Annotated in this window: 12 protein-coding genes; 10 read left to right on the forward strand and 2 right to left on the reverse strand. The window is 65.1% G+C overall.

Annotation, left to right across the window (positions count from 1 at the left end; translation table 11 throughout):
- Positions 1–173 precede the first annotated feature (173 nt).
- Positions 174–1682 carry a tryptophan halogenase family protein gene (locus AAEO60_RS11925; RefSeq protein WP_341673928.1) on the forward strand — a complete coding sequence of 503 codons (1509 nt, stop codon included), beginning with the start codon at positions 174–176 and terminating at the stop codon, positions 1680–1682.
- Between the two features lie 98 nt (positions 1683–1780).
- Positions 1781–2455 carry a response regulator transcription factor gene (locus tag AAEO60_RS11930; protein WP_341673929.1) on the forward strand — a complete coding sequence of 225 codons (675 nt, stop codon included), beginning with the start codon at positions 1781–1783 and terminating at the stop codon, positions 2453–2455.
- 101 nt (positions 2456–2556) lie between these two features.
- Here the strand turns inward: AAEO60_RS11930 and AAEO60_RS11935 are convergent, their stop codons facing one another.
- Together AAEO60_RS11935 and AAEO60_RS11940 are read right to left on the reverse strand one after the other, a co-directional pair.
- Positions 2557–5232, reverse strand: coding sequence for a TonB-dependent receptor domain-containing protein (locus AAEO60_RS11935; protein ID WP_341673930.1), 2676 nt, complete (start codon positions 5230–5232; stop codon positions 2557–2559).
- 119 nt (positions 5233–5351) lie between these two features.
- Positions 5352–6923, reverse strand: a complete 1572-nt coding sequence (locus AAEO60_RS11940) for a hypothetical protein (protein ID WP_341673931.1) — start codon at positions 6921–6923, stop codon at positions 5352–5354.
- 243 nt (positions 6924–7166) lie between these two features.
- On the opposite strand from AAEO60_RS11940, the gene AAEO60_RS11945 reads away from it, so the two are divergent.
- The 8 genes from AAEO60_RS11945 to AAEO60_RS11980 all read left to right on the forward strand — a co-directional run bounded on the left by AAEO60_RS11945 (position 7167) and on the right by AAEO60_RS11980 (position 14541).
- Positions 7167–7529, forward strand: coding sequence for a tetratricopeptide repeat protein (locus tag AAEO60_RS11945; protein ID WP_341673932.1), 363 nt, complete (start codon positions 7167–7169; stop codon positions 7527–7529).
- A gap of 162 nt (positions 7530–7691) precedes the next feature.
- Positions 7692–8336, forward strand: coding sequence for a lytic transglycosylase domain-containing protein (locus AAEO60_RS11950; protein WP_341673933.1), 645 nt, complete (start codon positions 7692–7694; stop codon positions 8334–8336).
- A 2-nt stretch (positions 8337–8338) separates the two neighbouring features.
- The gene (locus AAEO60_RS11955; protein WP_341673934.1) at positions 8339–8641 is read left to right on the forward strand and encodes a TrbC/VirB2 family type IV secretion system protein; all 303 of its coding nucleotides are present in this window, start codon (positions 8339–8341) and stop codon (positions 8639–8641) included.
- Between the two features lie 22 nt (positions 8642–8663).
- The gene (locus tag AAEO60_RS11960) at positions 8664–8945 is read left to right on the forward strand and encodes a VirB3 family type IV secretion system protein (RefSeq protein ID WP_341673935.1); all 282 of its coding nucleotides are present in this window, start codon (positions 8664–8666) and stop codon (positions 8943–8945) included.
- Between the two features lie 21 nt (positions 8946–8966).
- On the forward strand, positions 8967–11390 hold the full coding sequence (locus tag AAEO60_RS11965) for a VirB4 family type IV secretion/conjugal transfer ATPase (RefSeq protein WP_341673936.1): 2424 nt from the start codon (positions 8967–8969) through the stop codon (positions 11388–11390).
- Complete coding sequence (locus AAEO60_RS11970; protein ID WP_341673937.1) at positions 11387–12574, forward strand: TrbL/VirB6 family protein; 1188 nt, start codon at positions 11387–11389, stop codon at positions 12572–12574. Before AAEO60_RS11965 ends, AAEO60_RS11970 begins: the two co-directional genes overlap by 4 nt.
- On the forward strand, positions 12574–13371 hold the full coding sequence (locus tag AAEO60_RS11975; protein WP_341673938.1) for a TrbG/VirB9 family P-type conjugative transfer protein: 798 nt from the start codon (positions 12574–12576) through the stop codon (positions 13369–13371). The genes AAEO60_RS11970 and AAEO60_RS11975 overlap by 1 nt, the downstream gene beginning before the upstream one ends.
- A 24-nt stretch (positions 13372–13395) precedes the next feature.
- Positions 13396–14541 carry a TrbI/VirB10 family protein gene (locus AAEO60_RS11980; protein WP_341673939.1) on the forward strand — a complete coding sequence of 382 codons (1146 nt, stop codon included), beginning with the start codon at positions 13396–13398 and terminating at the stop codon, positions 14539–14541.
- Positions 14542–14548: the final 7 nt, after the last annotated feature.

Here is a 14548-nt window from a genome sequence, read left to right on the forward strand (position 1 = left end):
AAATATGTGAGCGTTCACAACCTAAAAAATGAACGTTCACATTTTCGTCCCGAATGTGTATCACTTGTGCCATAGCGCACATCGCCGGGCTTCTGCATGATGGACTTTCGGCGAGTTTTGCGAAGTGCACAAAGGCGGCTAGAACGGCCGTGGAGAAGGATGGCGGCAGACCCATGGCAATTGAACGCATTGTAATCGTTGGCGGCGGCACGGCCGGCTGGATGACGGCAGCAGCGCTGTCCAAGCTGCGCAAGGGTCACGACCTCGCAATCACGCTGGTCGAGTCGGAAATGATCGGTACCGTCGGCGTCGGCGAAGCCACCATTCCGCCCTTCATCGAATTCCAGCAGATGCTCGGCGTCAACGAAGCCGAGATGCTTGCCGCGGTGCAAGGCAGCTTCAAGCTGGGCATCCAGTTCGTCAACTGGGGCAAGCTTGGCGACAGCTACATCCACCCCTTCGGCAACTATGGCTATCCCATGGGCGGGATCACCTTCCCGCACATCTGGCATCACTTCCAGCAGCAGGGCGACAACCGGCCGATCCAGGTCTTCAACGTCGAGACCATGGCGGCCTATTTCGGCAAGTTCGCGAAGAAGAAGGACCTGGGCCGCGACGACCTGCCGCCGGTCAACTACGCCTATCACATCAACGCCACGGCCTATGCCGCCTTCCTGCGCAAATTTGCCGAGCAACGCGGCGTCGTGCGCCAGGAAGGCAAGGTGAACGACGTCCAGCTCGATCCGGAGACCGGCCATGTCACCTCGATCAAGCTCGAGAGCGGACAGCAGATCTCCGGCGACCTGTTCATCGACTGCTCGGGCTTCCGCGGGCTGCTGATCGAGCAGGCGCTGGAAACCGGTTACGAGGAATGGACGCACTGGCTGCCGTGCAACCGCGCCGTCGCCCTGCCCTGCAACCGCGACGATGGCAGCCCGCCGCCGCCGTTCACCCGCGCCACCGCCCATTCGGCAGGCTGGCAGTGGCAGGTTCCGCTGCAGCACCGCAACGGCAACGGCCACGTCTATTGCGACAGCTTCATGGAAGCGGACGAGGCGACCGACATCCTCGTCAGGCACATGGCTGGCAAGCCCACGGCAGACCCCAACCACCTGCGGTTCGTGACCGGGCGGCGCAAGAAGTTCTGGAACAAGAACGTCATCGCCATCGGCCTCTCCGCCGGCTTCATGGAGCCCCTGGAATCGACCTCGATCCACCTGATCAACACCGGCATCAACAAGCTGATGGCCCTGCTGTCGCTGGACGGCATCACCGAGGCGCAAGCCAATAGCTTCAACCGCCTGACGGTGAAGGAATATGAGAAGATCCGCGACTTCCTGATCCTGCACTACAAGGCCACGTCGCGCGATGATTCCGAGTTCTGGAATTACTGCCGCACCATGGACGTACCTGACAGCCTGACCGAGAAGATCGAGCTGTTCAGGATCAACGGCCAGGTCTTCCGCGAGGAAGACGAGCTGTTCACCGAGACCAGCTGGGCCGCCGTCATGATGGGCCAGGGTATCGCCATGCAGGGCCACAATGCCATGGCCGCAACACTTGATCCGGAAGAAACCCGCAAGGAGCTGGACGAGATCGAAAAGTCGATCCGTTTCATGGTCCAGCACATGCCCGGACACGGCGAATACCTCGCCCGCTACTGCCCCGCACCGCAGGTGTGAGGCAGCCCCAGATTTGCTGCCCCAAATTTGCGGTCATTGTGTCATAGGGCAGTCATACCCGTGGGGCAGTCGCTGCGAAACCAGAGGTTTCGGGGCAGATGGAACGCATCAGCATATTCACGTCGAATCGTGACGCCGCACAGTTCCGGGAGTTCGCCCAGGGCGAGGCTGTTTTCAGCTTCGTCCTGCTGCAATCCGACGGGCCTCGCGCGCTGGTCGACGGGCGGGCATGGGTCTTTGTCGACTGGGTGATGGAGGATCTTTCCGGACTGGAGATGGTTCGCCGCCTGCGCGCCGACCCGCGCATGCGCGACGCGCACATCACCATGATGCTGGAAGAAGACGACGCCGAGGATCGCCGCCGCGCGCTGAAGGCCGGGGCCGATGACTATGCCGTGGGTCCGCTCGACCGGCAGGCCATGCTCGACCGGGTGCTGGCGCTGTTCGCGGCAGGCCGCAACAACGCCGTGGGCCGCGTGATCGAGGTCGGCGACCTGCAGATCAACGTCGCGGGCGAACAGGCCCGCTGGAACGACCAGTTGATCGCCCTGCGCCCCAACGAATTCCGCGTCCTGCGCTTCATGGCCGAAAACCCCAACCGCGTGCTGTCGCGGCAGGAACTGGTCGATGCGCTCGGCAAGGAAGGCGATCCGGAATACCTGCGCACCGTCGATGTCTGGATCAAGCGCCTGCGGCAGGGCCTGCGCAACGCCGGTGCCGGCCACCTGCTGCGCACCGTGCACGGCAAGGGTTATGTCTTCGACATGATCTGACCCGTACTGCCGGAGCAACCGCAGCCACCATTTTTCACCGGACAGCAAAACGGCCACCTGCCCCTGGGCAAGTGGCCGTTTCGTTTATGGCTACCGGTCGTTCAGAACGTGAAAGAGAGCGAAGCGCTGAACGTGGTGCCGCGATCGTAGGTGCTGATGTCGGCGCGGTTGGTGCCGTCGGTCTGGAACTCTTCGTGGCCCTGCCCGAAGATGTTGCGTGCCTCCAGCTTCAGCTCGGCCTCGCTGCCGAGGACATTGAAACCCTGCCGCGCGACGAGGTCGACCTGCAGGCCCGGGTCCTCGATAATGTCCGGCAGGCCCGCCGTGCCGCGGCTGGTCACGCGCTGGCTGGCATAGGATGCCAGCACGGTGAACTGCTGCAACCGGTCGACATCTTCCAGCGTGACCTGGGCGTTGACCAGGTGGTCCGACTGCCCCGTCAGCGGAACGCCGTCGATGAAGAGGTTGGACGCAGCCGTGTCACCGCCCGGGAACAGGCGGGTAATGTCCCCTGCTCCCACCGAGATTTCCGAATTGGTGTAGGTGTAGTTGGCCACCACCACCAGTTCCTTGGTCTCGAAGAAGCCGCCCCAGTTCATCAGGTCGAAGGTGTACTGCGCGTCGGCCTCGATGCCCCACAGCGTGGCGCTCGGCGCATTGGCGAAGCTGGTCAGCTGGGCATTGTCGGAGAAGCTGGAGAAGGCCTCGATCGGGTTCGAGATGTCCTTGTAGAAGCCTGCCAGCGACACGCGGTCGCTGCCGCCGAAGTAATATTCGGCGCGCACTTCGAGGTTGGTCAGCTCGCTGTCCACCAGGAACGGGTTACCGTTGAACTGGCGGTTGGTCTCCGGATCGTAATAGGTCTGGAAGATCAGCTCGCGGAACTGCGGACGGGCAATGGTCTTCGACGCATTGGCGCGCAGCTGCAGGTTGTCGATCGGCTCGAAGGAAAGCGTGGCTGCGGGCAGCCAGTAATCGTTGCTGAGCGCGGTCGAACTGGTCGAATTGAGCGGGGTGGTGAACACCTGCACCGGATCGACCGTCTGTTCGGCATCTTCGTAGCGGACGCCCAGGTCCAGCATCAGGCCGAGCACCGGCTCCCAGTTGATCTTGGCATAGCCGCCCTGGACCGTCAGCCCGGCATTGAAGGCCGGGTCCGATTGCGTCGATTCGATCAGGCCGATATCATAGAAGTCGATGATCGCATCGCCCAGCAACAGGTCGGGGCGCAGCGCACCGACGCCGTCGGGGAAGCTGGTCGGCGCGTTGAACAGGAATTCGCGGCGTTCCGAATAACGCTCGGTGTCGCTGTAGGAATAGCCCACCGTGATCCCGAAGGCATCGGTCGCCTGGTAGCCGAGGTCGACACCGAAGGCGTAGAGCTCTTCCTGCAGGTCGGAGAATACCACCGAGGCATCGCCCGTCTGGCGGTCGAGCACGTTGATGAAGGTGTCGCTGAAATCGCCCTGGGCGTTATCGCGCACATAGGTGAAGGTATATTCGTACGGTGCCTCGCGGTCGGTGCGGGCATAGCCGCCGCGCAGGTCGAGCGAGACATCGCCGAAGTCGAATTCCGCCACCACCTGGCTGTCGATCAACTGGCGTTCGTACCAGGCTGTCTGCTGCTGCTGGATGGAATCGTCGTCCTGGAAGTCCTCGCCCTGCGACAGGCGCGCCAGCTTCGAGGTGTCGCGGATGAACAGGTTGGTCCAGCGGAAGCGGTGGTCGCCCACTTCGAGGCCGAAACCGAGCAGCGCGTTCACCAGCATCGAGTTCTCGGTGACGGTGTCGTTGAAGTCGGTGTCGAGCGTGAAGTCCGCCAGGATCGACTGGTTGATGATGTTGCGCGTGCGCCAGTTGTTCTTGATCGAGCCGGTCAGCACCACGCCGAGCTGGCCGTCGCTGAACACGTCGAGCGAAGTGCCCGCCGTCATGCTGGCCGACCAGTTCGGCTGCACGTCCGGGATGCGCTGCAGCAGGATCAGGTTGGGATTACCCAGCTGCTTGGCGATATCCGCCTGGGTCACCGGGGCATTGGTGATGTTGCGCGAGCTGTCGAGCGGGATGTCGCTCATCCGCAGGCCGCTGTCGAAATAGGTCTGCAGCGCCGGGGGCACGTCGCGCGTGCCGTCGTCGAAGCCGAACCAGTCGTAGTCCGAACCGTAGTAGGCCAGGCCATTGCTGCCCGTGGTCACGGTATCGCCGCTGATGCTGCCGCCGATGGTCAGGAAGCTCTCGTCGGGAATGGCGCGGGTGGTGAGGTTGATCACACCGCCACCGAATTCACCGGGGAAGTTGGCCGAATAGGTCTTCTGCACGAGGCTGGAGGCCACGACATTGGTGGGGAAGATGTCCAGCGGCACCACGCGGCTGAGCGGCTGCGGCGAAGGCAGCGGCAGGCCGTTGAGCAGGGCCAGCGAGTAGCGATCCCCGAGGCCGCGCACGAAGACGTAGCCGTCGCCCTGGACCGAAAGGCCGGTGACGCGGCTGAGTGCGCCGGCAATGTCGCCTTCGCCGGTGCGGGCGATCTGTTCGGTCGAGAGCAGGTTGACGACCTGGGTGGAGTTGCGCTCCGGATTGCGATTGATGCGGCCGGTAACGATGATCGAACCGCCGGGAATGGAAACTTCAGGTTCCTCTTCGCCTTCTTCAGGATCGCTGTCCTGCGGCTGGGACGCGGGCGCTTCGGCCGGGTCGTCCTGGGCTAGTGCCACGCCGGGTACGGTGAGCGCGGTGGTGAGCAACAGCAGCCCCGCCAGCTGTTTGCCAGTCGTCATGGTCATGACTTCCTTATCAATCGATCCAGAAATTCGGGCGGACCAGCACGGCCCGCAGCATGGAATCGGAAGGGGAAGCGCGCCGGACAGGCCGGGCGTGCTCCCCCTCCCGCATGGTCTTAGAAGACCGGCAGAGCCGAGCAGGCGCCGGTGTTGTTGCCGAAGGTGATCGCTGCGGAATCGCAGGTCCAGCCCTGGGTCCAATCGTCGCCGGAGGTCACGGCACCGATGTAGGTGACGCCCACGGCGAAGAAGCTGGAGAGGCCGGTCGGATCGAAGATCGGGGTGTAGCCGTCTTCATTGGCACCGTTCAGGTAACCGCCCGTGATCGTGTTGGTGTAGGCCTTGTTGTTGCCCGTGCCAGCATCGAAGATCGCTTCGGCCTGCGCTGCGGTCACACCGCCGCTACCGTCGCGGAAGTTGGTGGCGCAATCCAGGGCAACCGAGTTGAAGCTCGGCGGGCCGACATCGTCGAGGCCGGCATTGGCAGCACGAACCGTTTCATCGAGGTCGATGCGGATACAGGGCGTATTGCCGGTTTCGTCGATAATCACGCCGTTGTGCAGACCGTAATCGGCACCGCCTCGGATACGCACGACCTGGTCATCCGACTTGCGCTGGATGAAGGTGAAGTTGACGATCTGCGTGTTCTGGCGCGGGGTCTGGTCTTCGAGGCCGTTGTTCGAGTCCGCTTCGATCGTGGCGTCACCGATGCCGTCGCGCTGGGCCGAAAGGACGAAGTTCATGTTCGCCTTGACGCCAGTGTCGGTATCGAGCGAGTCGTCTTCTGCACCAGCCACGATCAGGTGCGAGATATCGACGAAGCCGCCGAAGAACTCGACGCCGTCGTCCGAGCTGTTCACCGACTGGATGTGGTGCAGCGAGGTGCCGGTGCCGGTGCCGCCGGTGGTCAGCGACTGCAGCTCACTGTCACCCGAAAGCACGAAGCCCGAGTAACGGATCTGCACGTAGCTCATCGAACCCGACGAGTCGTCGTTGGTGGCACCACCGAAGAAGTTGTCCTGGGCCGCACCTTCGACCTTGCGTTCGCAGTCGATGGTGCCCGGGGCTGCCAGCGGTTCGAAGCAGTCGGTGACCGGAGCGCGGCCCGACAGCACCACACCGCCCCACTGGCCCGACGAATTCGCGCCGTTGAAGCCGACGACATTGTCGAGGCTGGTGAAGATGATCGGCATGCTGGGCGTGCCGTTGGCATTGATCGAGTTGCCGCGGGTGACGTTCAGGAACGACGAGCCGCTGGAATAGAGGATCACGCCGGGTTCGATGGTCAGTTCGACATTGGTGTCGGTCAGGCCGTCGCTGGCGTCCGGGGTCGGGCCGCCGTCGGTACCGACGCTGACCTGGCCCGGCAGGCGGTAAAGCAGGCCGGGGATGCGAACCAGCGTGGTCGACACGTTGAAGCGTTCCGGCGTCGCGCAAACGCGCCATTCGCCTTCGGGGCCGGTGATCGTGCCCTCGTCGGTCAGGCCCTGCGGGTCTGCAATGGTCGGGCAACCACCAGCCGGGGTCACCTGCGAATTGGTGGGAGTCGGCGTCGGCGTTGGCGTCGGCGTGGGATTGTTGATGATGACGTTGCCGCCAGTGCCCGGCGAGACGATTTCGTCAGCACCACAGGCGGAGAGGGCTACCAGCGAGCAGCCCAGGATCAACGAACGGGAAAGAGTAGTCACAGCGAACGGTCCCCTCAAAAAACCGAGAATCACGGAAAGCGAAATGCGATGTCGCGACTCGCCAGCTAGGGACCGGGAATGACACTTTGCGGGCTATGTTACGGTTTGGCGAAACAATGCGTGGCTTTCGGGCATCACTCCACACGCTGCGGGCGATGTTTCACTTTTGTGACAAAGTGACGGTTTTGTTGCGAAACTGTGATCTGCGGCGCAAAGTCACGGCAACGCTAAGGGAGATTGGCGATGCTGACTGCAATTATCATGGCCGCAATGGCGACCGCACAGGCCGGTCCGGCTCCGGCCTTCGAATCCGATAACGAGACGACCCGCGAGGTCGCCTATGAATCCATTGCCACCGGCGACATGGCGCAGGCCATCGCCAGGCTCGAAGCCGCGCGGGTGGAGAATCCCGGCGATCCGGCACTGCTGATCAACCTCGGTGCCGCCTATGCCGCCACCGGTGAATATGCGCGGGCGGAGGAATGCTATCGCCAGGCCATTGCCAGTGAAGACCGCTACGACCTCGAACTGGCGGACGGCCAATGGGTCGATTCGCGCAATGCCGCGCGCATGGCGCTGCTTTCGCTGGAAAGCCGCGCCAACTGACCGGCATTCCGGCTGCGGGTGGCAGCCACGCCCATGTTATATGGCCATGAAGGCCCGGAGACCCTTGTTCTCCGGGCCTTTGCCATTGCAGCGGCCATGTGCGCGCCGTTTGTCATGCCGTTGTCATTTGATGTAAGCATTGGGGCGGACTTGGAGTACCCGATGATTCTGCGTTCTGCCTCTGCTGCAGCCGCCCTTGCGCTGGCTGCCCTCTGTGCGCTTCCCGCGCAGGCAGACGTGCTGGAAGTTTCGCCGGACGGCAGCGCCCAGTGGATTGCTGGCGGCACCCCCGAAATACTCCCCGTTTCTGTCGAGATGAGCGCCGCTTACCCGCTGGCCGAAGTGCCTGTGGAATCGACCGCGCTGGTGCCCGACACCGCCGTTGCCAACACCGGCGACCACGCGGCCGCGATCCCGCCCGAATACATGGCCTATGTCCACCGGCTGGCAGAGCGGTTCGATCTCAGCCCCGCACTGCTCGAAGCGGTGGTCTGGCAGGAAAGCCGCTGGCGCGAGGATGCGGTATCGCCGGCTGGCGCGCGCGGCCTGGCCCAGCTGATGCCCGGCACGGCGCGCGACCTTGGCGTCGACCCCGACAATCCGCTCGCCAACCTCGAAGGTGGCGCGCGTTACCTGCGCGAGCAGCTCGACCGTTTCGATGGCGACCTGGAGCTGGCGCTGGCCGCTTACAATGCGGGCCCCGGACGCGTGGAGCGTTCAGGCGGGGTTCCGCGAATTCGTGAAACACAGGCCTATGTCGCTGCGATCATTGGCCGCTTGTCTGACTATTCCCGGAGTACCGATTGAAAATGCGTGTCCTTTACCGCCCAGTTGCCAAGCTCGCCGCCCTGCTCACGGTCATGCTGCCCGCAGCTGCCAATGCGCAGGATCCCGCCGGATCGGGGCCGATCAACAATGCGCTGGCATGGATGCAGGGTACCCTGCTCGGCAGCGTGGCCACCGCCGTTGCCGTGATGGCCGTGGCCGCAGTCGGCTTCATGATGCTGACCGGCCGGATGAACTGGCGTTTCGGTGCCACCGTGATCATCGGCTGCTTCATCATCTTTGGCGCCGCCTCGATCGTGGCCGGCATCCAGGGCGCAGCGGGTTAAGGCCGGAGAGGGAAATAGCCAGATGCAGCTCGTCCGCCATCCCGTCCATCGCGCGCTCACGCGCCCGCAAATGTTTGCCGGGGTGACGCTCAATTACTTCGTCATCAATGCGCTGGTCACGACCGAAGCCTTCCTCATCCTGAAGAGCTTCTGGATCATCCCGATCCCGATCATCATGCACGTTATCGGATATTTCGCCTGCCTGCGCGAACCGCGCATTTTCGACCTGTGGCTGACCAAGGTCAGCAAGTGTTCGCGGGTTCGCAATTACAGCCGCTGGGGCTGTAACAGCTACGCCGCCTGACGGCGGTAAGGAGCAAGTCTGATGGGTAACAAGTGGCTCGGAGCCGCCGCCTGGAGCGCCAAGGAAGCGCCCGCTGGCGCGCGCCTGCCCTATGCGCGCCTGATCGACGAGAACGTGCTGCAACTGCGCGACGGCTCGCTGATGGGCGCTCTGCAGGTGCCCGGCCTGCTGTTCGAGACCGAGGATACCGCCGCGCTCAACGCCCATGCGCAGACGCGCGAGGTGATGCTGCGGTCGAACCTCGATGCGCGCTTTGTCATGTACCACCACGTCATCCGCCGCCGGGTGAGCGTGGAGCTGGAAGCCAGCTTCGACGATCCGCTGTCAGCCCATATCGACCGCCGCTGGCGCGAGAAGCTGTCGAGCGGATCGCTGTTCGTGAACGACCAGTTCGTGACGCTGGTGCGCCGCCCGGCGCGCGGCAAGGCGGGCCTGGCCGAACGCATGGGCAAGCTGCTGCGCCGCCGCAGCGAGGAAGAGCCGGTCGACCCCAAGGACCTGCGCAGCCTGCGCGCGGCCCTGCAGGCGCTGGCCGCCAGCCTGGGTGACTATGGGGCGCAGCCGCTGGGCGACTATGCCAGCCCCACCGGCACCACCAACAACGAGCTGCTGGAGCTGCTTTCCGCGCTCTACAACGGCGAGATGCGCCCCGTGCGCAAGCCGGACTTCGACACCGACGTGGGCAATATGCTGCCTTACCGCCGCGCCTCTTTCGGCCTCGACGCGATGGAACTGCGCGGTGCCGGCGGGGCGGACTTCGCCTCGATCCTCAGCCTCAAGGACTATCCCGACGCAACCAGCCCGGGCCTGCTCGATGCCATGCTGCGCCTGCCTTACGAGATGATCGTCTCGGAAAGCTTCGCGCCCGAGGAACGGCAGACCGCCCGCGAAAAGATCGACCTCGCCATCCGCCGCCTCAAGAGCGCGGACGAGGAAGCCGCTTCCGAACGCGCCGACATGATGGCCGCGCGTGACGAACTGGGTGCCGGATCGGTGGCCTTCGGGGATCACCACCTCACCGTGCTGGTGCGCGAACGCAACCTCGAACGGCTCGACGATGCCACGGCTTCGGTCGCGGCCAGCCTCGCCGATACCGGCGCGATAGCCGTGCGCGAGGATACCAACCTCGAGCCCGCCTTCTGGGGACAGTTCCCCGGCAACGAACAGTACCTCGTGCGCCGGGCGATGATCTCCACCGCCAACATGGCGAGTTTCGGCAGCCTGCACGGCATGGCGCTGGGCCAGGCCGACGGCAACCACTGGGGCGAGGCGGTCACGCTGCTGCAGACCACCAGTGCGACCCCGTTCTTCTTCAACTTCCACAACGGCGACCTGGGCAACTTCTCGGTCATCGGCCCGTCGGGTTCGGGCAAGACCGTGGTGATGAACTTCCTCGCCGCCCAGGCGCAGAAGTTCAGCCCCCGCACGATCCTGTTCGACAAGGATCGCGGCGCCGAACTGTTCATTCGCGGCATCGGCGGCAGCTACGACCGCATCCGTCCGGGAGAGCCGACCGGGTTCAACCCGCTCGCCCTGCCCGATACGCCGGTGAACCGCGCCTTCCTGCGCGACTGGCTCTCGGTCCTGCTGCGGGCCAATGGCGCGGAGGAAAGCTCCACCATCGCCGCCGCCGTCGACGCGGCCTATGCCAACGACAGCTCGCTGCGCCGCCTGCGCTATTTCAAGGAGCTGGTGTCCGGCAGCCGCCGCCCGCAACCGGGTGACCTGGCAGACCGCCTGTCGGCCTGGATCGAGGACGGCGAGCACGGCTGGCTGTTCGACAACGAAACCGACCAGCTGGACCTGTCCACCCGCGTCATGGGCTTCGACATGACCGCGCTGCTGGAGAACCCCAAGCTGCGCACGCCGGTGATGATGTACCTGTTCCACCGCATCGACGAACGGCTCGATGGCCATCCCACCATGGTGCTGATCGACGAAGGCTGGAAGGCGCTGGACGACGAGGTTTTCGCTGCGCGCATCCGCGACTGGCTGAAGACGCTGCGCAAGCGCAATGCGCTGGTCGGCTTTGCCACCCAGTCGGCGCGCGACGCGCTGGACAGCAAGATTTCCACCGCGCTGGTCGAGCAGACCGCCACCATGATCTTCATGCCCAATGCCCGCGCGCGGGCAGAGGACTATTGCGAAGGCTTTGGCCTGACCGATCACGAGCTGGCGCTGATCAAGAGCCTGCCCGCGCACAGCCGCTGTTTCCTGGTGCGCCAGCCGGATGCCAGCGTCGTCGTGCGGCTCGACCTGTCGGGCGCGCCCGAAGTGCTGACCATCCTCTCGGGCCGCGAAAGCACCGTGCGCCGGCTGGACCTGCTGCGCGAAGCCGTGGGTGACGACCCGGCACAGTGGTATCCCGCGCTCACCAACCGTCCGTGGCCCGGTTCGGGCACTGTGGACGATGCCGACGACCTCAACTGGGAGGTCGCCGAATGAACCAGGTCTCCACCGAATGCATGCGCGCAATGGAAGGTGTCGGGGCCGGCATCGGTGCGAGCCTGCGCGGGGTGGACTGTGCCGCCAATGCCATGGCGCAGGCGGCCTTCAACAACCTGTTCGCCAACGGTGCCATGGGCACCACGCTGACGCTGGTCCTGACGCTGTTCGTCGCCTTCATCGGTTTCGGCCTGATCACCGGCCGCACGCGGCTGGGCCTGTCCTCGCTGACGCCGAAGATGGTCACCGTGGTGGCCGTCGCCACCTTCGCCACCAGCTGGCTCGCCTTCTCGGCGGTGTTCTGGAACTTCGCCGTACTCGCGCCGGACTGGATCGCCACCGCGATCATGGGCACCGACGGTTCGGCCACGGTCATCTTCGCGGACAAGCTGGACGTCGTCATGCTCTCGCTGATGGAAGCATCGGGCGGCGATGCGATGGACGCCAACACCTCGATCTTCTCGCCGCCGGGCCTGCTGTGGTCGGGCGGCACCATGCTGCTGCTCGGCACCGTTGGCGTGCTGGCGACCTGCAAGATCGCGCTCGCGATCCTCATGGGCCTTGGTCCGATCTTCATCCTGCTGGCGCTGTTCAACGGCACGCGCGGCCTGTTCGTCGGCTGGCTGAAGGGCGTGGTGCTGATGGCGCTTGCCCCGCTGTTCGCCGTGCTCGGCGGATCGCTGATGCTGGAACTGTCGGTGCCGGTGCTCGCCAGCCTGATGGCCACGCCGGGCGAGATCGACGTGCGGCCCGCCATGGCCTTTTTCATGATCGGCGCGGTGCACCTGGCGCTGATGTTCATGGTGCTGAAGGTGACCACCACCATGGTCAGCGGCTGGTCCGTCTTCGGCCTTGCCAACAACAATGCGGCTGACGAACGCGGCAAGGACACCACCAGCGGCGGTGCGGCACAGCCGCCGATTTCGCCCGCGCTGGTCAACAGCACGGCGGCGGACCGCGCCGCGCAGACCTCTGCTGCTGCCGCCGCCCGCGACATTCGCGTCACGGCGAACACGCCTGCGGCTGCCAACGACACCGGTTCGAACACGACGCGCGAGACGCGCATTATCGCCGGCGGCCATGTTCCCGATCAGGGCGGGACCACGTCGACCACACCTTCGCGCGCTCGCGGCATTGGCAGCCGCTTCAAGTCCGCGCCCAAACGCTCCACGGAGAAGATGTAATGATCCGCCAAGGACTAGCCGCAATACTGCTGGCAAGTGCCCTGCTCACCGCCCCCGCCATGGCGCAGGACCCACGGCTGGTCGAGCGCCTCTACGACCCCACCCAGGTGGTGCGGATCGAAGGCAAGGTGAACGTCCAGTCGACCATCCAGTTCGGCGAAGGCGAAGTGATCGAGAACGTCGCCATCGGTGACAGCCAGTCGTGGCAGGTCACACCCAACCGCCGCGCGAACCTGCTGTTCGTCAAGCCGCTGGCCCCGCGCGCCACCACCAACATGACCGTGGTGACCAACCGTCACACCTACCTGTTCGACCTCGTCGCCAACCCCAATGCCCGCAATCCGCTCTACGTGCTTACCTTCACCTATCCGGTGGAAGTCGAGCCGGTGGAAGACGAAACGGCGCTGGCCGGTGCCGACCCGGCCCTGCAGCCCAATGCGCTGGAAATGGCGGCCGCGAACGACGACTACGCCGTGCTCGATCCCTCGACGCTCAACTTCAACTGGGCGGGCAGCGGCAATGCCGCCCTGCTGCCGGAACGCATCTACGATGATGGCACGGCCACTTTCCTGGCCTGGCCCTCCGGCGCGGCCATGCCTGCCATCTTGGTGAAAGATTACGAGGGCACGGAAGGCCCGGTGAACTTTGCCGTGCGCGGTGACACCATCGTGCTCGACATCGTTCCGCGCGAGATCATCCTGCGCTCGGGCGACGATGCCGCCATGCTGGTCAACGAGGGCCCGGTCGGCGGCACCAATGCCGACGGCACGGCCCAGACGGCGCGTTCGGGCGCCTGACGCGGTGAATTGGAGTAAGACGATATGAAACTTGCCATGCGCCTGCCCGAGAAGAACTCCGCCGCCAGTGCGGACCCGCGCGACGATGCGACGACCGAGGTCATCGATCTTGCCAGCCGCACCTCCTATCCGGCGGTGGCCAACCGCAAGGGTGGCCGCGATGCGCTGGGCCTGATGGCCGGTGTCGGTTTCGTCGCCCTGCTGGGAGCCGCCACGCTGTGGGGCCTCAACGCCAGCCGTATCAGCAACGAGGAAGCTGCTGCCGCAGCGCCTGCAGAAGCCGCTCCGCCGCCGCCCGCGCCCGCCAACCTGGCAACCTCGCCCGCCGATGGCCTGCCCAGTGCCAATGCCGGCGTTGCGCCGCAGCCCGATCCGGCACCTGCCGCCGTGCTCGCGCGCGCACCCGATGCATCGAATGCCCCGGGCACCATGGCCAACCCCTATTCCTCGCCGACGCTGGTGTTCGACGGCGGCGTTGCTCCGGCGACAGCGGCTGCCAATGCTGCTGCTGCCGAAGCGGCAGCCGCGGCCCCCTCGGCTGCATCGGTGCCGGGCTCCGGCGCGGCCGGCGACTTCGCCGCGCGCATCGGTGGTGTCGGAGGCGGCCCCGCCCTCGCCATCCAGAACGTCAATCCCACGACCACGGTGACGCAGGGCACGATGATCCCCGCCATCCTGGAAACCGCGATCAACACCGACGTGCCCGGCTATGTCCGCGCCGTGGTGAGCCAGGACGTGCGCAGCCACGACGGCAGCCGCGTGCTGATCCCGCGCTCCAGCCGCCTCGTCGGCCAGTACCAGTCGGGCCTGCAGGCGGGTGAACGCCGCGCCTATGTCGTATGGCAGAGCCTGATCCGCCCTGACGGCGTGACCGTACAGCTGCAAAGCCCCGCCACCTCGTTCGACGGCACGGCGGGCCTCGAGGGCGACGTCAACACGCACTTCTTCAGCCGCTTCGGCTCGGCCATGCTGCTGTCGGTAATCGGCGGCCTCACCACCGTGGCCAGCGGCGGTGCCTCGGTCGTGCTGGGCGGCGGGCAGAGCGCTGCCAACACCGCCCTGCAGCAGGACGGCCAGCGTCCGCCGACAGTACGCGTGCGCATGGGTGAGCCGATCCGCGTCTATACCGCGCGTCACCTCGACTTCAGCCAGGCCCCGCAGGTCCGCTGAGCCAGTC

Source organism: Aurantiacibacter gilvus, from assembly GCF_038289935.1.
Lineage (GTDB): Bacteria > Pseudomonadota > Alphaproteobacteria > Sphingomonadales > Sphingomonadaceae > Alteraurantiacibacter > Alteraurantiacibacter gilvus.

Coding starts and splice junctions, on each gene's coding strand:
- AAEO60_RS11960 (WP_341673935.1), top strand. CDS start 8,664: ATGCAGCTCGTCCGCCATCCCGTCCATCGCGCGCTCACGCGCCCGCAA.
- AAEO60_RS11980 (WP_341673939.1), top strand. CDS start 13,396: ATGAAACTTGCCATGCGCCTGCCCGAGAAGAACTCCGCCGCCAGTGCG.
- AAEO60_RS11970 (WP_341673937.1), top strand. CDS start 11,387: ATGAACCAGGTCTCCACCGAATGCATGCGCGCAATGGAAGGTGTCGGG.
- AAEO60_RS11935 (WP_341673930.1), bottom strand. CDS start 5,232: ATGACGACTGGCAAACAGCTGGCGGGGCTGCTGTTGCTCACCACCGCG.
- AAEO60_RS11925 (WP_341673928.1), top strand. CDS start 174: ATGGCAATTGAACGCATTGTAATCGTTGGCGGCGGCACGGCCGGCTGG.
- AAEO60_RS11945 (WP_341673932.1), top strand. CDS start 7,167: ATGCTGACTGCAATTATCATGGCCGCAATGGCGACCGCACAGGCCGGT.
- AAEO60_RS11965 (WP_341673936.1), top strand. CDS start 8,967: ATGGGTAACAAGTGGCTCGGAGCCGCCGCCTGGAGCGCCAAGGAAGCG.
- AAEO60_RS11950 (WP_341673933.1), top strand. CDS start 7,692: ATGATTCTGCGTTCTGCCTCTGCTGCAGCCGCCCTTGCGCTGGCTGCC.
- AAEO60_RS11975 (WP_341673938.1), top strand. CDS start 12,574: ATGATCCGCCAAGGACTAGCCGCAATACTGCTGGCAAGTGCCCTGCTC.
- AAEO60_RS11930 (WP_341673929.1), top strand. CDS start 1,781: ATGGAACGCATCAGCATATTCACGTCGAATCGTGACGCCGCACAGTTC.
- AAEO60_RS11955 (WP_341673934.1), top strand. CDS start 8,339: ATGCGTGTCCTTTACCGCCCAGTTGCCAAGCTCGCCGCCCTGCTCACG.